At 72.9% G+C, this 19,129-nt stretch carries 12 protein-coding genes; all 12 read left to right on the top strand.

Features of this window, described 5'->3' with window-relative positions; all coding sequences use genetic code 11:
• Positions 1 to 18: 18 nt before the first annotated feature.
• The 12 genes from ACQ5BE_RS06030 to ACQ5BE_RS05975 all read left to right on the top strand — a co-directional run bounded on the left by ACQ5BE_RS06030 (position 19) and on the right by ACQ5BE_RS05975 (position 19,125).
• Complete coding sequence (locus tag ACQ5BE_RS06030) at positions 19 to 2,661, top strand: LuxR C-terminal-related transcriptional regulator (protein ID WP_430296061.1); 2,643 nt, start codon at positions 19 to 21, stop codon at positions 2,659 to 2,661.
• Positions 2,662 to 2,962: 301 nt separating this feature from the next.
• Positions 2,963 to 4,309 (top strand): cysteine desulfurase, encoded by a 1,347-nt coding sequence (locus tag ACQ5BE_RS06025; RefSeq protein WP_430296060.1) that lies wholly within the window; start codon positions 2,963 to 2,965, stop codon positions 4,307 to 4,309.
• Positions 4,306 to 4,749: a Fe-S cluster assembly sulfur transfer protein SufU gene (gene sufU, locus ACQ5BE_RS06020; RefSeq protein WP_344299615.1), complete on the top strand. Its 444-nt coding sequence runs from the start codon at positions 4,306 to 4,308 to the stop codon at positions 4,747 to 4,749. The genes ACQ5BE_RS06025 and sufU overlap by 4 nt, the downstream gene beginning before the upstream one ends.
• Before the next feature lie 126 nt (positions 4,750 to 4,875).
• Complete coding sequence (locus tag ACQ5BE_RS06015) at positions 4,876 to 7,632, top strand: helix-turn-helix transcriptional regulator (protein ID WP_430296059.1); 2,757 nt, start codon at positions 4,876 to 4,878, stop codon at positions 7,630 to 7,632.
• Between the two features lie 64 nt (positions 7,633 to 7,696).
• Positions 7,697 to 10,456 (top strand): helix-turn-helix transcriptional regulator, encoded by a 2,760-nt coding sequence (locus ACQ5BE_RS06010; RefSeq protein ID WP_430296058.1) that lies wholly within the window; start codon positions 7,697 to 7,699, stop codon positions 10,454 to 10,456.
• A gap of 294 nt (positions 10,457 to 10,750) precedes the next feature.
• Positions 10,751 to 12,298 (top strand): sugar transferase, encoded by a 1,548-nt coding sequence (locus ACQ5BE_RS06005; protein WP_430296057.1) that lies wholly within the window; start codon positions 10,751 to 10,753, stop codon positions 12,296 to 12,298.
• A 65-nt stretch (positions 12,299 to 12,363) separates the two neighbouring features.
• Positions 12,364 to 13,569, top strand: coding sequence for a Gfo/Idh/MocA family protein (locus tag ACQ5BE_RS06000; RefSeq protein ID WP_430296056.1), 1,206 nt, complete (start codon positions 12,364 to 12,366; stop codon positions 13,567 to 13,569).
• Complete coding sequence (locus ACQ5BE_RS05995; protein WP_430296055.1) at positions 13,566 to 14,561, top strand: NAD-dependent epimerase/dehydratase family protein; 996 nt, start codon at positions 13,566 to 13,568, stop codon at positions 14,559 to 14,561. Before ACQ5BE_RS06000 ends, ACQ5BE_RS05995 begins: the two co-directional genes overlap by 4 nt.
• A gap of 80 nt (positions 14,562 to 14,641) precedes the next feature.
• Positions 14,642 to 15,829 carry a DegT/DnrJ/EryC1/StrS family aminotransferase gene (locus ACQ5BE_RS05990; protein ID WP_430296289.1) on the top strand — a complete coding sequence of 396 codons (1,188 nt, stop codon included), beginning with the start codon at positions 14,642 to 14,644 and terminating at the stop codon, positions 15,827 to 15,829.
• Complete coding sequence (locus ACQ5BE_RS05985) at positions 15,826 to 16,500, top strand: NeuD/PglB/VioB family sugar acetyltransferase (protein WP_430296054.1); 675 nt, start codon at positions 15,826 to 15,828, stop codon at positions 16,498 to 16,500. Before ACQ5BE_RS05990 ends, ACQ5BE_RS05985 begins: the two co-directional genes overlap by 4 nt.
• Entirely contained in the window at positions 16,497 to 17,645 is a 1,149-nt protein-coding gene (locus ACQ5BE_RS05980; RefSeq protein WP_430296053.1) for a DegT/DnrJ/EryC1/StrS family aminotransferase, read from the top strand. The genes ACQ5BE_RS05985 and ACQ5BE_RS05980 overlap by 4 nt, the downstream gene beginning before the upstream one ends.
• 19 nt (positions 17,646 to 17,664) lie before the next feature.
• A complete protein-coding gene (locus ACQ5BE_RS05975; protein ID WP_430296052.1) occupies positions 17,665 to 19,125 on the top strand; it encodes an oligosaccharide flippase family protein in 1,461 nt (486 codons plus the stop codon).
• The last annotated feature ends 4 nt before the right edge of the window (positions 19,126 to 19,129 follow it).

Below are 19,129 nucleotides of genomic sequence, written 5' to 3'. Positions count from 1 at the left end.
CGGCCCCGGGAGCCGGAGGTGAAGACCGAGCGGGTGGTGGGGCGGGTCCGCGACGTCGAGCGCACCACCGCGCTGCTGCGGCGCCCCGGGACCGCCGCGGTCCTCGTCATGGGGGAATCCGGCTACGGGAAGTCCATCCTGCTCGACGCGACCGCCCGGGCGTTCGACGGCGAGCTCGAGCCCCTGCGCATCCACGGCAGTCCCGCACTGGCCAAGGTCCCGTTCGGGGTACTCGCGCCCTTCCTCGGGGGCCTGCCCGCCGAGGAGGCCGGTTCCCGGGTCGAGGTCCTCCGGGCGTTCTGGCGCCAGGTCGAGGACCTCACCCGGGTCCGCGAGCGCGGCCTGCTGCTCGTGATCGACGATGCCCACGAGCTCGACGACTCCTCGAGCGAGGTCGTGGCCGAGGTAGTGTCGGCACGGTGGGCCAAGGCCATCGTGGCCGCTCCGAGCGGCGCCGCGCTCCCGAGGCCGCTCCGCGAGCTCTGGCTGGACGGCGGGGTCGAGCGCCTCGACCTCGTCCCGCTGCGCCTCGAGGAGGCGAGGGACTACCTCGAGTCCACGCTCCTGGGCCGGTTCCTTCCGTCGGTCGTCCGGGTGCTGTGGCAGGAGTCCAATGGCAACCCGCTCGTCCTCGGCAGCCTCGTGGACGAGGCGCGCCGCGAGGGCTCCCTGATCCAGCGCGGGGGGACCTGGATCCTGGCCGGCGAGCTCCCACGGCGCGCCGACGGGCTGCTGGGGCTGGCCCGTGCGCAGATCGCGCGGCTCTCCGCCGAGGAACGGGACTGCCTGAGCCTCATCGTCGTCGCGGAACCGGCGCCGCTCGAGCTCGTGGAGCGCGAGTGCAGCCCGGAATCGGTACGGCAGCTGGTCGCCAAGCGCCTCGTGCGCCAGCCGGAGGGCGCCCACGGGGTCCTCCGCCTCAGGCACCCCGTCTACGGCGACGCCCTCGTCCAGCTCATCCCCCGCACCCGGGCGATCCAGCTGCACCAGTCTGCGGCGGCGTACGTGCACGAGCAGACCTCGACCGCCGAAGGGCTCCTCCGAGCCGTCTCCTGGGCCCTCGACAGCGGCTTCGAGACCGACGACGCCACGCTCCTGCGGGCGGCCTCCCTATCCGTGCGGCTCTTCGAGAACGCGCTCGCCGAGCGCGCCGCGAAGGCGGTGCAGGAGCCGCAGGCGCGAGCGCGCGCCAAGGAGATCCTCGGCCAGATCGCGTTCAACCGCGGCGAGTACGCGGAGGCACAGGCCGTCCTCGCCCCGACCGTGGGGCGCGACGGCAGGGTCCGCCCGGGGCTCGGCGGCTGCCTCGTCTGGCTCATGAGCCGCGCCCTCCTTGGTCACGACCCGACGGCGGTGCGGAAGGACGCCGAGGCCCTGGGCGGGGGGGACCCCGGCACCGGGGGCCTCCTTGCCCTGGCTGCGGACTTCCTCCACGGCGACGTCGACAGCGTCAGGACTGGGCTCGTGACGCTGCTGGCCGAGGAGCCGGAGTACGACGACGAGGCCGGCGTCGTGCTCGCTGTCCTCGAGGCCCAGGTGGCCGTCGCGCAGGGCCGCCCCGTGCAGGCCCTGGCCACGGCGCGGAAGGCCGTCGAGCGCCTCGCGGGGGACAGCGCGGCCGATCCCTTCGTCGTGGGCCTCGGCGCCGCGAACATGGTGGCCGCGGCGCAGGCCGCGGGTGACTGGGCGGCGGCAGAGGATGCGCTGACGCGGTACCTGACCGCATCGAATGCCGGCCTCATCTGCGCGGGGGCCGCGGCGGAGTGCGCCCGCGGACTCGCGCTCGTGCGGCGCGGGCGGTTCCGGGAGGCGTGGCCCCTCCTCGCCGTCGCCGTCGACGGCCTGCGCGAGCGCGACCCGCAGCGCGTCCTGCGGCTCGCGGAGGCCCTGGCCGCCTACGCCGGGGCCGGTGCCGGGCGGCAGGCCGAGGCCGAGGACCTCCTGCGCGAGGCGGGGGCGCGGGACGGGCAGTGGGCGGGCTTCGTGGGGCCGCTCGCCGACCTCTTCCTCGCGGCTGCAGCGCACTCCCTGGTCCCGGACGCCCGCAGGCGGCGCGCACTGGCCAAGCTCGTGGCCTCGGCCGAAGCGGGCACGAGGCAGGACGTCGCGCTGCAGGCCGAGCTCCTCTGGTTCGAGGCGGGAGGGCGCGATCGGCTCGGCCGGCTGGGACGGCTCGCCGGAGGCGTCGAGGGCCCCTGGGCCCTGGCGGCCGCCGCCCTGGCCGACGCCCTCGTGGAGGGGGAGGCGGAGGACCTCCTCGCCGCCGGCGAGCAGCTCTTCGCTGCGGGCTACGAGCGCTACGCGCGCGAATGCTTCGCCGAGGCGTCGAAGGCCCTCGACCGGGGGCTGCGCAGAAGCGACGCGAGGGCGGTGTGGGCGCGGAAGACGGCGTGCGACACGCTGCTCGGCGACGAGGGCGGTCCCATCGCTGCCACCGACCCGCGTTCCCTGACCAAGCGCGAGCGCGAGATCGCCTCGTTCGCCGTGGCGGGGCTGAGCGACCGGGAGATCGCCGACAGGCTCACGGTCTCGGTCCGCACGGTCGAGGGCCACCTCTACCGTGCCTACGCGAAGCTCGGCGTGACCAGCCGGGAGCAGCTCGCCTCGTCGCTGGGCCGCACCCGCCAGAAAACCGAGTACACCGCTGGCGGGGCCAAGTAGTCCTCCTGGCGACCGCGTAAGAAAAACAAGTACCAAGTACCCATGTGCTCCCGCGGCCACGGTGTCACAGTGGATGTGTAGCCGGAGCCGAGAGGCTCCGTCTACAGACCCAAAGGACAGGGTCGGCGACGTCGGAACCTCCCCGAGACCAAGGTTCCTCCCCCCAGCCGTCGCCGGCCCTCCTTTGGTGTCTGCAGGGGTTCGTGACCAGTCGTGGGACAATGGATTGCGCCATATCCGTATGCCGTAATTGATAGTGCTGCCGCCGAGCAGCTTTTTCCCGCCCGAAGGAGCCCAGCCCGTGGCCCTGGTCAAGACCCCCATGACCCTCCAGCACGCCCCGTCCGGCGTGGACGACGCCGAGGCCGAGCGCATCCGCAATGACTTCCCCGCGCTGGCCCAGGAGGTGCACGGCCACCCCCTCGTCTACCTCGACTCGGGCGCCACGAGCCAGAAGCCACGCAGCGTGCTCGAGGCCGAGCAGGAGTTCTACGAGCAGCGCAATGCCGCCGTGCACCGCGGCGCGCACGAGCTCGCCGTCCGCGCCACGGATGCCTATGAGGACGCGCGGGCCACCGTGGCGCGGTTCGTGGGGGCCGATCCCGATGAGATCGTGTGGACCTCGAACGCGACCGAGGCCATCAACCTGGTCGCCCAGTCGCTCGCGACCGCCTCGGTATGGGCCGAGCGCGGCCGCGGTGGCGCGGACACGCGCCGCCTTGCGATCGGGCCAGGCGACGAGATCGTCGTCACCGAGCTCGAGCACCACGCGAACCTCATCCCCTGGCAGGAGCTCGCGTTCCGCACGGGAGCCACGCTGAGGTGGATCCCTGTCGACGACTCGGGCCGGCTCCGGATGGACGAGGCCGAACGCGTGATCGGACCCCGCACCCGCGTCCTCGCCTTCGCGCACGCCTCCAACGTCCTCGGCTCGGTCGCCCCGGTCCAGGAGCTTGTCGCGCTGGCCCGGCGGGTCGGCGCCCTCGTGGTCCTCGACGCATGCCAGTCCGCCCCGCACCTTCCGCTCGACCTTGCGGCGCTCGACGTGGACTTCGCCGCCTTCTCGGGCCACAAGATGCTCGCCCCGACCGGCATCGGCGCCCTCTACGGGCGGCGCGAGCTCCTCGACGCCCTCCCGCCCTTCCTCGTGGGCGGGTCCATGATCACGACCGTGACCATGGAGAGGGCCGAGTACATGCCGGCGCCGCAGCGGTTCGAGGCAGGGACCCAGCGCATCTCGCAGGCCGTCGCCTTCGCGGCCGCCGTGGACTACCTCTCGCACACCGGCATGGAGCGCATCCACGCGTGGGAGTCCCAGCTGGGCGCGCGGCTCGCCGAGGGCGTCGCCTCCATCCCGGGGGTCCGGCTCCTGGGCCCGGCGCCGGGCGAGGAGTGGCACGGCAGCGGCCGCATCGGCCTTGCGGCGTTCGACGTCGAGGGCGTCCATGCGCACGACGTCGGGCAGTTCCTCGACAGCGCCGGGATCGCCGTCCGAGTCGGCCACCACTGCGCCCAGCCCCTGCACCGGCGGCTCGGCCTCACCGCCTCCACCCGGGCGAGCGCCTACCTGTACACCACGAACGGGGACGTCGAGGCCTTCCTCGGCGCCCTCGCCGAGGTCCGCGGCTACTTCGGGGCGACGCGATGAGCCTCGACTCGCTGTACCAGCAGCTCATCCTCGAGCACGCGAAGCAGCGGCACGGCAGCGGCCTCGCCGGCGAGCCGGGCCCGCACGAGGGGCAGTCGCACCAGCTCAACCCCGTGTGCGGCGACGAGGTGACGGTCCGCGCCCAGGTCGCGGACGGCGTCGTGCGCTCGCTGCGCTGGGAGGGGGCGGGCTGCTCGATCTCGATGGCCTCCGCCTCGGTCCTCCACGACATGGCGGAAGGGACCAGCACCGACGAGTTCGCCGCGCTCGTGGACGCCTTCCGGGAGATGGTGCGCTCCCGCGGGACGGTGGCCGCGGACCCGGAGGTCCTCGGTGACGCGGCGGCGTTCGAGGGGGTCTCCCGCTACGCGGCACGCGTCAAGTGCGCCATGATTGCGTGGGTTGCAGCCGAGGACGCGGTGCGCAAGGCGCAGAGCTGACCCAATGCCCCGCGGGGATCCGCCACTCGGTGGATTTTTGTGAGGCCTGTTGTACCGTCAAGCGCACGGCTACCCTAAGGGTGCGCCGGACCATTGAGCCATGGTGGACGGTGCAGGAGGCTAAGCATGGGGACAATGGCCTATGAGTCCGTCGCTGACAGTGGCGTGGCCGAGGGGCACGGCACAGAGGCGAAGGGCCGCCAGACGGAGCGCGTCCGCTGGTCCGTTCTGGCACGGCCGGCCGAGACCGAGGCTGCGCGCGCCGCGCTGACCGCGTCCGGCTCGCTCGGGATCGTCATCACGGGGCCGCCGGGAGTGGGGAAGTCCTTCCTCGCCAGCGGTATCGCGGGCACGCTCGGCCGTGGGGCGCACACCGTCCACATCAGGAGCACCGAGGCCGCCTCGCGCGCAGACTACGGGAGCCTGGGCTTCCTCCTGGCCCGGCTGCCGGCCGGGGCAACGGACTCCCGCCCGGGGCTCCTCCTGGCTGCCGCGGACATCCTGCGGCGCGACGCCCAGGGCAGGCCAGTCGTCCTCCTCATCGAACTCGCCGCGCCCCTGGACGAGGCGAGCGCCGGCGTCGTGCTCCACCTCCTGCTCTCCCACACGGCCCGCGCCATCGTGGTCGCCCAGCGCGCGGCCTTCCTCCCGCCGGACCTGCTCAGGCTGCTGCGCCGCGGCCGGCTCACCGAGGTGCCGCTCGCCGGGATCGGCGTCCAGGACCTGAAGAGGCTCGTCGTCGGCCTGCTCCACGGGAGGGTCACGGCCGGCGCGCTCGGCGCGCTGCACGAGGCCTGCCACGGCAACCCCGCCGAGCTCCAGTCGATCATCGGCGAGGAACGCGAGAGCGGGAACCTCCACCTCCACTCCGGCGTCTGGACGCTCAGGGGGCCGATCGTGCCGCGCCACGGGACGGGGTACGACGACCTGCTCAGGGCGCGCTGGGCCCGCGAGGCGCAGGACGTGCGCGAGGTGATTGAGCTGCTGTCCGTGGCCAGGCGCGTGCCCCTCACGGACCTCGCGGACCTCTTCGGCAGCGACGTGCTCGTGGACATGGACGACGGCGGCCTCATCCTCACCGAGGCCGGCGACCGCCGCTGCGTCGTGCTGCGCGAGCCGCGCATGGCCGAGCTCGTGCGCGCCCGGCTCAGCGCCGAGCGCTCGCGAGAGCTGATCGGCCTGCTCACGGGTCGGGACGCCGGCCGCCCGCCCGAGGCCCTCAGCCGCTCGGAGCTCGTCGCCGATGCGGAATGGGCCCTGCGCTCCGGGGACACGATCTCCCCGGAGGTGGCCGTCGCAGCCGCCCACGCCGCCGTCGCACTGTTCGAACCCGAGAAGGCGCTGCGGTTCACCGGCCTCGTCCCGGAGCAGCACGCCCTGCGCGCCGTCGCCGCCCGCCACCGGGCCGCCGCGCTGTCGCTGCTCGAGCGGACCGAGGAGGCGCTCGAGGTGCTCCGCAGCGTCAGCGAGGACGCGCTCGAGAGGGTCAGCGCCGTCGACGCTGTGCGGCACGCGGTCGCGCTCGCCGCACTCCTGCGGGCGATGCCGGGACAGGGGAGGCCCCTCGACGTCCTCGCGGACGCCCAGACGGTCCTTGCCCGGCGAGAGGGGAGCGCGGGCAAGGTGCGGCCGGGCGGCACGGTCCGCGACGGGCCCGACAGCCTGGCCGAGGCCGCAGAGGTCCTCGAGTCCGCCCGCTATGCGGAGCTGTGCTTCGCCGGGGACTTCGCCGCCGCCATGCCGGGACTCGAGGATGCCGTGGCGAGGCCAGGCGTGAGCGAGCGCTTCCGCCGCGCCTGCACGGTCATGCTCGCTGACGCGTGGAGCGCGTGCGGGCGGGAGGACGACGCCGAGCGGCTGCTGGACAGCCTCGGCGACCCCCAGGACTGGGCCACCGGCCAGGACGCCGACGCGTTGGCCGGGAGCGCCTTCACGGTCTGGCTGTGGACCGGCCGGTGGCAGCGGTGCGTCGCGCTGACGGCCCACTACCTCGAGCACAACGCCCAGCGGCTCGCGTTCCGCGGCGGCATGGCCGAGATGGCCCTCGGGCTCGCGTACGTGACGGCAGGACGCGGGGACCTCGCAGCGGATCCGCTCATGGCAGCGTGCGCGCAGCTCGAGCGCACCCAGGCCGGGAACGCCTTGGCCACGGCCCAGGCAGCCGCCGCCTTCGCGTTCGCCCAGACGGGAGAGCGCGCCGAGGCCGAACGGTACCTCGCGCTCGCCGCCCAGAGCCGCCGCCCGACCTCCTGGCGCCTCGAATGGACCGCCGACTTCTGCGTGTCCATGGCGCGCCGCTGGCTCGGCGACCCGGAAGCCTCTGCGGCGCTGCACCGTCTCGCCGAGAAGGACGAGGCCGTGGGGCGGGTCTCCGCGGCTGGCATTGCCCTCTTCGGCGCCAGTGTCCCCGGGACCGAGGAGGAGTTCCGCGCGATCGAACGCCTTGCCGCCCAGCGCCAGGGCCCCCTCGCGATGGTCAGCGGCCTCGTGGCCCAGGGCAGCCGGCTCAAGGATGCGGGCCTCCTGCTCAATGCCGCGGAGCTCGCCCACGGCCTGCTGCTCGACGCAGTGGAGGCCCGCTGCGCTGCGCTCGCCGTCGACTTCGCGCGCATGGCCGGCGACCAGACGCGGGCGGGCGAGGCCCAGGTGCGTCTGGACCGGCTCACACGCACCTTGCCCGCCCTGCCGATCACCCCGCAGGTTCCTGCGCCCATGCTGACCGAGCGCGAGCACGAGGTGGCCCGGCTCGCGGCCAACGGCGCCAGCAACAGGGAGATCGCGGCCGCGGTAGGACTGTCCGTGCGGACGGTCGAAGGACACCTGTACCAGGTGTTCACCAAATTGGGGGTGACGTCTCGTGGCGGTCTTGCCGGCTTGGTATGAGCCGCATCAGGGGGGTCCTGCGTGGTCCTCGCGCGGGTCAGAGGGGACGGAGGGGCCTAGGGCCTTGGGTTCGGCGGCCGTGGTCGACGCCGCCGTGGCGTCGCTGAAGTCCGGGGACCTGGGCGCGGTCCTCGTCGTCGCGGAGGCTGGCGCCGGGAAGGCAGACGTCGCCGACTCGATCGCCGGGGCGCTCGAGGGGGAGTTCGCCGTCGTCCGGCTGCTGGCGAGCCACGCCCTCAAGGGGGTGCGGCACGGTGCGATCCTGTCGATCCTCGACTCGCTGGAGCCCACAGACTTCGCGGCGCCCCACGGAGCAGCCAACGGGAGTACGGCCAACGGGAGTACGGCCAACGGGAGTACAGCCACCGGGCGTGCCCGCGCAGCGGGCCCGGACCGGGGCATGGCGGGGCATGTGGCCGTGCTGCGGTCCTTATGGACCATGGTCGACACGAAGGCGCGCGACGCCGGGCGCCCGGTGCTGATCGTCGCCGAGGACATGCACCACGCGGACGAGGGAACCGCCTCGGTCCTCGCCGAGGCCGTCTCCTCGCGGTGGGTGAAGCTCGTGGCCACCGCCCGCCTCCGGCCGGGCATGCCGCCGGGCCTCCTCGAGCTCTGGCACGACGGCCTGGGCGAGCGGCTGGAACTCGGGCCCATGGACCTGGCTGGAAGCCACACCATGTCCGAGGCCCAGCTGGGTGGCGCCGTCTGCAGAGCGGCCGCGGCCGTCCTGCACCACGTGAGCGGAGGCAGCCCCGAGCGGCTCCCGCTGGTGATCGGCGAGGCGCTGGGCAAGGGCGCCCTCGTCGCCCGGCGGGGAATCTGGGTCCTCGCCTCCGACTTCGTCAGCAGCGGGGCGGCCCTCGAACAGCACGTCCGCGCCGACCTGGACACGCTCAGCCCGGCGCAGCGCTCCGGCCTCGCGCTCATCGCGCATGCCCAGCCGCTCCAGGAACAGTCCGCCCGGGCCCTCATTCCCGAACACGTCCTGATCGAGCTGGGCGAGCGCGGCTGGCTCGCCGACCGGGAGGACGGGTTTGTGCGGATCCGATCGGCGCTCGTCGCCGACGCCATCCGGCTGCTCACCTCGATCCCGCGCAAGCTCCAGATCCACCAGAAGCTCGAATCCCTCGGCGAGCCGTGGGGTCCCGACCGGCCCAACGCGCTCGGGCGCATCGCGCTCGCGCTGGACGTGGGCGCCGAGGTGGGCGACGCCCAGCTGGCCGCGGGTGCCGAGCTCGCCGTGCGCCAGTCCGAGAACGCCCTCGCCCTGCACTGCATCAGGCTCATCGACGACGAGGGCATCCGCTCGCGGCTGCGCGGCGCCCGTGCCCGCGCGCTCTTCAACAGGAGCGACTACTCGGCATGCCTCACCTCCCTCCTTTCCGGGCCGCGCCGCAAGGCGGACGCCGGCGACCTCCTCGTCGGAACCCTCCTCCTCTCGCATGTGCGCTCCGTCCTCGGACAGGCCCACGCCAACCCGGGCGACGCCGACCACCTCGCAGCGATGGCCCGGGAGCTGCCGCCGGACTTCCCGCCGGACCGGCCAGACGGCCCGCGCCACGCCGTCGAGCGGAGGGCCCGCCTGCTGAAGTCCATGGCGCTGGCCTACGGGGGAGACTTCCATCGGGCGCTCGCCGCCGACCCCGCCCAGGGGCGAGCGTTCGACGGCGGCCGGGAGCCCGCCGTCGAACGCGCCATCTGGTCCCTCATGCGGGCGGAGGCGGACATCGTGGGCGGCAGGTTCGAGGGCGCGATGCGCTCCGCGGGCGCGGTCCTGGCCCGGCCCGTGGAGGATGACGAGCACTATCCCCTCGAGGGGCACGCGCTCATGCGCTATCTGGTCGCGGCGATCCACGTGGGCTCCTGGGAGGCCGTCGACTCCGCCGTCGAGGCCTACGGGACCGGGCGCACGTGGCCGGTCGTGGTGTGCGGCCCGGCGCTGTACACCGCCCAGGCCTACGCACTGGTCCGCCAGGAACGCGTCGACGAGGCCCTCCAGGTACTGCCCGAGATCATCGAGTGCCTCCGCGTCGGGGACCCGTACAAGCTCCTCGGCGTCACCCTCGCGCTCGCAGCCTATGCTGCGGCCGCCGCCGGGCGGACCGAGGAGGCCCAGACGTGGCTCGAGGAGGCCGAAGCCGCGGCCAACGTGGGGCGCGCGCTGACCGGCTGGCTCGCCCGGCTGCACCGGATCGCCGCCGAGGTCCGGCTGGGGGTGCCCGATGCCGCGGGCCGCCTCGTCGAGTTCATCGAAACGCTGCGCCAGGACGGGCACGTCGGGATCGAGATGGCCGCGCGCGCGGTGGCCCTCGAACTGGACCTCGAGGCCGGCCACGGCCCCGATCCGCTCGAGGCCGCCGAACTGGCGCCCGCGTGCGAGGGCGGCTGGACGGCCGCGATGGGCGCCTGGGCGCGAGCGATCGTCAGCGGCAAGCCCGAGGACCTCATGCAGGCCGGCGAGCTCCTGCGGGAGCTGGGCATCCTGGGACGCGCGCGGAGGGCCTTCGCCCGCGCAGCGGCCGCCTTCGACGAGGCAGGCGACCGCGCGAACGCGCGCCTCGCCGGCCAGGCAGCGCGCCGCTGCGAGGCCCCCGGCAGCCCGGCCCCCGCCGACGACGCGGGTGAGGCGGTGCTCGCTTCCTTCCAGCTCACACCGCGGGAACAGGACATCGTGGGGCTCGCGCTCGACGGACTCAGCGACCGGCAGATCGCCGAGAAGCTCCACCTGTCCGTGCGTACCGTCGAAGGGCACCTCCACCGCAGCTACGCCAAGCTCGGCGTGGCCAGCCGCGCCGAACTCGCCGCCGCCGTCGAGGACTGAGAGCCCCCCCCACCGCGCCTCTGCGTAGTCACCACGCCCATGAGTGGCTGACGCCCAGTGGTCCGCGTACCCCACGAGGGGGACATCCGAGTACCGTTCCGGGGTACCCACGGGATACGCCCGGGTAATGTCGGGTACCCGCTACGGATGCGCTGTGTACAGCCCGGCGAGTGTACTGGTTGTGGGAATCCGCCGGCCGAGGCGACGACGCCGGCGGTTCCCGCCAAGTTCTCGCGGGGGTGAGCAAGACGTGCACCCGCGTGAAGGAACCACTCGCAGCCAGAGGGGACCGCCATGTCGTCAGCCCCGGCCGGTGCACGCCACTCGACTCTCATGCCCACCGGCCTTCCCTTCACCCGGGACCACGCCACTGGCCTCGGCGCTTCCGGCCCGCTCAGGCGGGCCCTCCCACTCCATCCGGACCACGCGCGGATCGCGCGCTCGGCGGCGGCCTCGGCCTGGCCCCGCCGCTACGGGCTGGCACTGCGCGTGGTCGACACCGCCGTCGTCCTCGCCACGCTCTCCGTCGCCGCCGCCTCCGTGGCCGACAGCCCCAGCGCGCTGGCGCTGCTGGCCGTGCTCGCGGTCATCTGGCCCGTGGCCCTCGGTGCCTACCGCAGCCGCGAGCCCGCGGTCTTCGGGGCGGGGGCCGAGGAGTACCGTCGGGTCGCCACGGCGTCGGTCCACATCGTCGCGCTGCTGGCCCTCGTCGTCGTGCTCTCCGGGGTGGCGACGCCGCCGGCCCTCGTCGCGACGATGCTGCCCCTCGGCGTCGTGGGACTCCTCGCCGGACGGTGGGCGTCCCGCCGCTGGCTGACCCACGAGCGGGCCAACGGGCTGTGCCTCACGCCGGCCGTCGTCGTGGGGGAGCCCGAGGACGTCCGGTACGTGATCCGCCGCATCGCGGCGGCAGCCGGTGCCCCCTACAACGTCCTCGGAGCGGCGCTCCCGGGCGGCCGGCGCGGGCAGACCCTCGCGGTCGACGGCGAGCGCGTGCCCGTCCTGAGCTCGATCGACGACGTCGTGCGCACCGTCGCGCTGAAGAAGGCCGCGGCGGTCATCATCGCCGGACCCGTCCCGGGCGGGAACCAGTACGTGCGGGAGCTCGGGTGGCGGCTCGAGGAGCACGACGCCGAGCTCGTCCTCGCCTCGTCCCTGACCAACGTCGCAGGTCCGCGCATCCACTGGCGCCCCGTGCAGGGGCTGCCGCTCATGGAAGTGGACCTCCCGCAGTACTCCGGCGGCAAGCACCTCATCAAGCGCGGCATGGACATCGTGCTCTCCGCGGCGGCCCTCGCCGTGCTCGCCCCGGTCCTCGGGGTGCTCGCGCTCATCGTCAGGCTCGATTCGCCCGGGCCCGTCATCTTCCGCCAGGAGCGCGTGGGCCGCGGCGGCGCCCCGTTCACGATGCTCAAGTTCCGTTCGATGGTGCACGACGCCGAGGCCCGCCGCACCGCTCTGGCCCAGCAGAACGAGGGCAGCGGCGTCCTGTTCAAGATGCGCACCGACCCGCGGGTGACCAGGTGCGGCCGATGGATGCGCAAGTACTCGCTCGACGAGCTGCCCCAGTTCGTGAACGTCCTCACGGGGGACATGAGCCTCGTGGGGCCGCGGCCGCCCCTGCCGCGCGAGTTCGGAGCCTACGAGTCGTACACGTTCCGCCGGATGCTCATCAAGCCCGGGATCACGGGGCTGTGGCAGATCAACGGCCGCTCGGACCTGGAATGGGACGACGCCGTGCGGCTCGACCTCTACTACGTCGAGAACTGGTCCCTCACCGGGGACCTCATGATCCTGTGGCGGACGCTCAAGGCCGTCATCACCCCGGTCGGAGCGTACTGAGGATGCGGTTCGGCCGGACAGGCAAGCTGCCACCGGAGAAAGTGGCGCACAGCATGGGAGGCAGCATGGAGACTTCGCACCCTGTCCTCCATCTGCAGGAGCTTCAGGAGCGACTGCGGGTGGCCGTCATCGGGGCGGGCTACTGGGGGCCCAACCTCGCCCGGAACTTCCGGGCGAGCCCCGACTGGGAGCTCGCGGCGATCTGCGACCTCGACACCACACGCGCTTCGGCGCTCGCTGCCTCCATCGGCGGCGCCCGCGTGGTCGGGTCCCTGGACGAGCTGCTCGACACGGTCGAAGTCGACGCCGTCGCGATCGCGACACCGGCGCGCACCCACCACGGCGTGGCACTCACGGCCCTGCGTGCGGACAAGCACGTGCTGGTCGAGAAGCCCCTTGCGGACAGCCTCCCGCGTGGGAGGGACATGGTCGCCGAGGCTGCCGCCCGGGGCCTCGTGCTCATGGCCGACCACACGTACTGCTACACACCCGCGGTCCAGAAGATCCGCGACCTGGTCCGGGCGGGCGAGCTCGGCGAGATCCTCTATGTGGACTCGGTCCGCATCAATCTGGGCCTGGTCCAGCCGGACGTCGACGTCTTCTGGGACCTGGCTCCCCATGACCTTGCCATCCTCGACTACGTGCTTCCGGGTGGACTGCACCCCGCGGAGGTGTCCGCGCACGGCGCGGATCCCCTCGGGACGGGCCACGACTGCGTGGGGCACGTCACCTTCGCCCTGCCGGACGAAGCCATGGCGCACATCCACGTCAACTGGCTCAGCCCGACCAAGATCCGCCAGATGGTCCTCGGGGGCACGGAGCGGACCCTCGTGTGGGACGACCTGAACCCCCAGCAGCGCCTGAGCGTGTACGACCGGGGCGTGCAGATGCCCACTCGCCGGGCGAGCCGTCAGGACCGCCGTGCGGCCGCGATCTCCTACCGGCTCGGAGATACGTGGTCGCCGGCCCTGCCGGAGCGCGAGGCGCTCTCGCTCATGGTCTCCGAGTTCGCCGCATCCATCCGCCAGAACCGTCCCGCTGCCACGAGCGGCACCTCGGGGCTGCGCGTCCTCGCCGTGCTCGATGCGGTGAGCCGCAGCGTGGTGGACGGCGGCGGGGTGGTGTCCGTGGACGACGGCGCGTTCGCACCGCCGGGGGCGTCCTCCGCCCAGACGGCGGCAGCGGGCGCTCCGGGTTCCCCGCCGCTCGCCTCGCCGGCCGCGTTCGCCGCGGCGGCGGGGACGCTTCCGGCGCAGGAGGTGCTCCGATGAGCGTGCTTGCCGGAGCGGACGTCCTGGTCACGGGCGGGGCGGGGACCATCGGCTCGACCATCGTGGACCAGCTCCTCGACGCGGGCGCGGGTCGGGTGGACGTCCTCGACAACCTCGTGCGCGGGCGCACCCAGAACCTGTCCCGGGCCCTCGCATCCGGGAGGGTCCGCCTCATCGAGGGGGACATCCGGGACCGCGACCTCGTCCACGACCTCACTGTGGGCAAGGACCTCGTGTTCCACGAGGCCGCGCTGCGCATCACGCAGTGCGCCGAGGAGCCGCGGCTCGCACTCGAGGTCCTCGTGGACGCCACCTACACGGTGTTCGAGGCTGCGGCCCAGCACGACGTCGACAAGGTGGTGACGGCGTCGAGCGCGTCCGTCTACGGGATGGCGGACGAGTTCCCCACCGCCGAGCGGCACCACCACCACTCCAACGACACGCTGTACGGGGCGGCCAAGAGCTTCTCCGAGGGTCTGGCGCGCAGCTTCCACAGCATGTACGGCCTCGATTCCGTCGCCCTGCGCTACTTCAACGTGTACGGGCCGCGGATGGACGTCCACGGCCTGTACACGGAGGTCCTCGTGCGCTGGATGGAGAGGATCGACGACGGCCGGCCGCCCCTCATCTTCGGCGACGGGAGCCAGACGATGGACTTCGTCTTCACTGAGGATGTGGCCCGGGCGAACATCCTCGCCGCCGTCAGCGGCGTCCGCCACGGGGAGTACAACGTGGCCAGCGGCGTGGAGACAAGCCTCCTCGCGCTCTCGGTGGCCCTGCTCGGCGCCATGAAGTCCGATCTCACGGTCGAGTTCGGGCCCGAGCGGGCAGTGAACGGTGTCCAGCGCAGGCTCGCCGACACCGCCGGCGCCCGGCGGGACCTCGGCTTCGTGGCGCAGGTACCGCTCGACGAGGGGCTGCGGAGGCTCGTGGAATGGTGGCGACCGCTGCGCGAGGAGATCGCGGCGGCGAGAGTGCTGGCTGCCCAGTGAACGCCGCGCAGCCCGTGGACGCCGTCGAGCCCGTGGACGTCCCCCAGCCCCGCAGCTCCGGCGGCGAGCGCATCAACGTCATGAAGCCGTGGATGGGCCGCGAGGAGGCGGAGGCCGTCGCGGAGGTCATCGCCTCCGGCTGGGTGGCCCAGGGACCGCGTGTTGCGGAGTTCGAGCGGGCCTTCGCGGACTCGGTCGGCGTCGCGGAGGGCGTCGCGGTGTCGAGCTGCACGGCGGCCCTGCACCTCGCGCTCGCCGTCGCCGGTGTCAGGCCGGGCGACGAGGTCGTGGTGCCGTCCTTCTCGTTCATCGCCACGGCCAACGCCGCCCGGTACCTCGGAGCGCGCCCCGTGTTCGCCGACGTCGACCCTCTCACCGGCAACCTCACCGAGGCGAGCATCTCCGAGGCGATCAGCGGGCGGACGGCGGCGGTCGTCGTCGTCGACCAGGGCGGGATGCCCGCCGACGTCGGCCCCATCGCCGCCCTGTGCCGCCCGCTCGGGATCGCCGTGGTCGAGGACGCCGCGTGTGCGGCGGGCTCGCGCTACCGGGGGGAGGCAGTGGGGCGGGCGGCGGATGCCGCGGCATGGTCCTTCCACCCCCGCAAGCTCCTCACGACGGGGGAGGGCGGCATGCTCACGACGCCGATCCGCGCCTGGGCGGACCGTGCGCGGCGGCTGCGCCAGCACGGGGCCTCGGTGCCCGCGGATGTGCGGCACGCGAGCGTCCTCGCCCCCGAGGAGGAGTACGGCGAGCTCGGGTTCAACTACCGCATGACGGACCTCCAGGCCGCCGTCGGGCTCGTTCAGCTGGGGCGTCTGCCCGAGATGGTGGCGCGGCGCCGCGAGCTCGCAGCGGTGTACCGCGAGGCCCTGTCCGGCCTTCAGGGGCTGCGGCTCTCGGCCGATCCCCAGCACGGGCAGAGCAACTTCCAGTCCCTGTGGCTCGAGGTCCTGCCGGAGTTCCCCCTGGACCGGGACGGCCTCCTGGCCGCGCTCGCCCAGGACGGGATCTCGGCCCGGCGGGGGATCATGGCGGCGCACAGGCAGCCGGCGTTCGCCGGGATCGCTGCCGGGCCCGACGGCGGCCTCACGCTGCCGCTGCCCAATACGGAGCGTCTCACCGATTCGACGCTCATCCTGCCGCTCTACCACGAGCTGCGCCGCGACGAGCTCGAGCGGGTCGTCGACTCGATCCGCAGGGCGGCGCGGGCTCGTACCGGCTCGTCCCTGATCACCGGCCCTTCCCGGAACGGGAGGACCGTGTGAGCGAGCTGCTGATGGTCGGGGCGAGCGGGCTCGCGCGGGAGGTTATGGCGTCGGTGAGGTCCGGGAGCGACTTCGACATCCTCGGACTGCTCGACGACGATCCCGCGAAGGAGGCCGCCGAGATCGACGGCGCCCACGTCCTCGGCCCCGTCACCGCCGTCACGCGGTTCCCCCTCGCGCGGGTGGTGCTGTGCGTCGGGGCCGGGACGGGCCGGGAGCGGCTCGCCCGGCGCCTCGCGGGCCTGGGGCTCGGGCAGGACCGCTACGCGACCATCATCGACTCGTCCGCCCGCGTCCCGGAGGGGTGCCACGTGGGCGCGGGCAGCATCCTCCTTGCCCACGTGACGCTGACCGCCGCTGTCCGCCTGGGCCGGCACGTCGTCGTCATGCCCCACGTGACGCTCACACATGAGGACGACGTGGACGACTTCGTGACCCTCGCCGCCGGCGTCTCGCTCGGCGGCGGCGTCCGCGTGGGCCGATGCGCCTACCTCGGCATGAACTCGTCGGTGCGGCAGCAGGTCGTGGTGGGCGACAACGCCGTGGTCGGGATGGGAGCCGCCGTGCTCGACGACGTTCCGCGCGGCGAGGTCTGGGCCGGTGTGCCGGCGCGGCAGCTCTCCGTGAGCGGCGCCGGGAGCAACGGCTCGCTCGGGAGGGAGGCGTCATGACCATCAGCGCGGCGCGTGCCGCCCATGCCTCTGTGCCGTTCGTGGACTTGGCGGCGCAGCACCGGGAGATCGCCGACGAGGTCCTCGGCGAGGTGCAGCGGGTCCTCGAGGAGGGCGCCTTCATCGGCGGCCCGGCCGTCGCGGGGTTCGAGGCCGAGTACTCAGCCTTTCTTGGGGTGCGGCACTGCGTGGGCGTGGCGAACGGGACGGATGCGCTCGAGCTGGCGCTGCGCGCCGTCGGCGTGCAGGCAGGGGGAGAGGTGATCCTCCCTGCGAACACGTTCGTGGCGACCGCGGAGGCCGTGATGAGGGCCGGTGCCCGGCCGGTGCTCGTCGATGTCGATCCGGTGCACCTGCTCATCGATCCGGAGGCTGTGGAGCGGGCCGTGGGGCCGCGGACGCAGGCCATCGTCCCGGTGCACCTGTTCGGGCAGACCGCCGCGGTGGAGCGGCTGACGCCCGTTGCCCTGGAGCGCGGCGTGGCCATCGTCGAGGATGCAGCCCAGGCGCAGGGGGCGCGCCGGTTCGGCCGCGCCGCCGGGACGCTGGGGGACGCGGCGGCGACGAGCTTCTACCCCGGCAAGAACCTCGGTGCTGCGGGTGATGCTGGCGCGGTTACGACCAACGACGGCATCCTCGCCGACGAGGTGCGGCTTCTGGCCGCGCACGGGAGCCGGACCAAGTATGTGCACGAGCGGGTCGGTGTGAACTCGCGTCTGGATGCGCTCCAGGCTGTGGTGCTCCGCGCCAAGCTGCGGCGCCTCGAGGCATGGAACGCACGACGGCGCGCGGCGGCCGAGCTCTACGGGCAGCTGCTCGCTGGGGTGCCCGGTCTCGTGGTGCCGCGGAGCATGCCCGGCAATGAGGACGTGTGGCATCTGTACGTTGTGCGGGTGCTGGGGGAGGGGCGGCGCGACAGCGTCCAGGCCACGCTTGGTGCTGCGGGGATCTCAACCGGCGTCCACTACCCCACGCCGGTGCACCTCACGCCGGCTTTCAGGTTCCTCGGCTACGGGGCCGGCACATTCCCCGTAGCCGAGGCCGCGGCCTCGCAGATCCTCTCGCTGCCGATGCACCCGCATCTGACGCCGGAGCAGGTGGAGCGGGTGGCCGGGGCGGTCGTGCGGGCGGTGGCGCAGTGCTGAGATTGGAGGCTCGCCAACCATGAGCACAATGCTGCGGAAGAGAGCACGACCACGAGGAGCTCGGACCGCATCACGCGCCTTCGCACTGAGCCTCGTCAACACGGTGGTCTCCAAGTTTGGCACGATAGCGATCGGCGTCATGCTCGCGCGGATGCTCGGGCCCGCGCAGTTCGGCACGTACGCGATCGCTCTTGTGGCTCTCCTCGCGATCCTGAGCTTCAACGAGCTCGGAGTGAGCCTCGCCATCGTGCGCTGGCCGAGCGACCCCGCCGAGATTGCGCCGACGGTCACAACGATTTCGGTACTGAGCAGCACGCTCATTCTCTTAGGGTCATGGGTGGCTGCGCCTCAGTTCGCCACCGCGATGGGGGATGCCGCGGCGACGGATGTTGTGCGTGTCATGGCCCTATGTGTCGTGATAAACGGACTCGCGGCCTCCCCGGCAGCGCTCCTTCAGCGAGAGTTCAGGCAGGGAACGCGGCTTGCTATTGACCAGGCGAACGTCTGGATTGGCGCCATCGTCTCGGTGGTCCTGGTGTCTCTCGGCGTGGGAGCGATGAGCCTCGCTCTGGCCCGCGTTGCCGCCAGCACCGTAGCAGCCGGGCTCTTCGTCGTCATGTCTCCCCTTCCTGTCCGGTTCGGATGGCGGCGTGACCGAGTGCGTCCCCTCCTTGGTTTCGGGCTTCCGCTCGCGGGAGCGAGCATCGTGGCGTTCCTTGTGGGCTATGCCGATCAGTTGGCTGCGGGAATGCTCGTCGGGGGGGCCGGACTCGGGCTCTACGTGCTCGCCGCGAACTTGGCCAATTGGCCGGCCGGTATCTTCTCTCAGCCCCTTCGGGGGGTAGCGCCACCGGTCTTCGCGAACTTCCAACACGAGCCTGAGGCAATGCGGGACGCCTTCCTCACGCTTCTCGGTGCGACGGCCGCCATCGTCGTCCCCATGGTGACGGTCATCAGCCTGACGGCGCTTCCGCTCGTCATGGTTGTCTATGGAACTGCGTGGGCTGCCGCCTCCCAGGCCCTTGTCTGGCTGGCCACAGCGGCAGGCCTGCGAATCTTCTTCGAACTCGTCTACGACTACCTCGTGGTGCTCGGGAAGTCCCGTCCAATCCTTTGGGTGCAGATTGCATGGTTCGCGGGCCTCGTCCCCGCCCTCCTCTTTGGCGGATACATTGCTGGCATCTCGGGCCTTGCGGCCGCTGTGCTGGTGGACGGAATCGCGGTTGTCCTTCCCATCTATCTCGTACTTCTGAGGGGAAACGGTTTCACACTCGCGGTCCTCGCGGCCCGCGTGCTGCCGCCGCTGGCAGCGTCCGTTCCGCTCGCGGGCGCCGTGCTTGTCATCGATGCAACCGTGGCCCAACCGTTGGCGGTCCTTCTCGCCTCCGCCGGGTGCGGTGCCATGGTCATTGCGATCCTCCTGGTGGCGTCGCGCTCCAACCTTGCAAAGATCCGCTCCTGGGGTCGGGAAGCGGGATGACGGC

This window comes from Sinomonas sp. B1-1 (assembly GCF_050474465.1).
Classification (GTDB): domain Bacteria; phylum Actinomycetota; class Actinomycetes; order Actinomycetales; family Micrococcaceae; genus Sinomonas; species Sinomonas flava.
This window is presented reverse-complemented; position numbering and strand designations above follow the sequence as displayed.

Bases quoted from the DNA above. Each gene is read 5' to 3' on its own strand.
- ACQ5BE_RS05995 (WP_430296055.1), top strand. From the start codon at position 13,566: ATGAGCGTGCTTGCCGGAGCGGACGTCCTGGTCACGGGCGGGGCGGGG.
- ACQ5BE_RS06000 (WP_430296056.1), top strand. From the start codon at position 12,364: ATGGAGACTTCGCACCCTGTCCTCCATCTGCAGGAGCTTCAGGAGCGA.
- ACQ5BE_RS06005 (WP_430296057.1), top strand. From the start codon at position 10,751: ATGTCGTCAGCCCCGGCCGGTGCACGCCACTCGACTCTCATGCCCACC.
- ACQ5BE_RS05980 (WP_430296053.1), top strand. From the start codon at position 16,497: ATGACCATCAGCGCGGCGCGTGCCGCCCATGCCTCTGTGCCGTTCGTG.
- ACQ5BE_RS06015 (WP_430296059.1), top strand. From the start codon at position 4,876: ATGGGGACAATGGCCTATGAGTCCGTCGCTGACAGTGGCGTGGCCGAG.
- sufU (WP_344299615.1), top strand. From the start codon at position 4,306: ATGAGCCTCGACTCGCTGTACCAGCAGCTCATCCTCGAGCACGCGAAG.
- ACQ5BE_RS05975 (WP_430296052.1), top strand. From the start codon at position 17,665: ATGAGCACAATGCTGCGGAAGAGAGCACGACCACGAGGAGCTCGGACC.
- ACQ5BE_RS05990 (WP_430296289.1), top strand. From the start codon at position 14,642: ATGAAGCCGTGGATGGGCCGCGAGGAGGCGGAGGCCGTCGCGGAGGTC.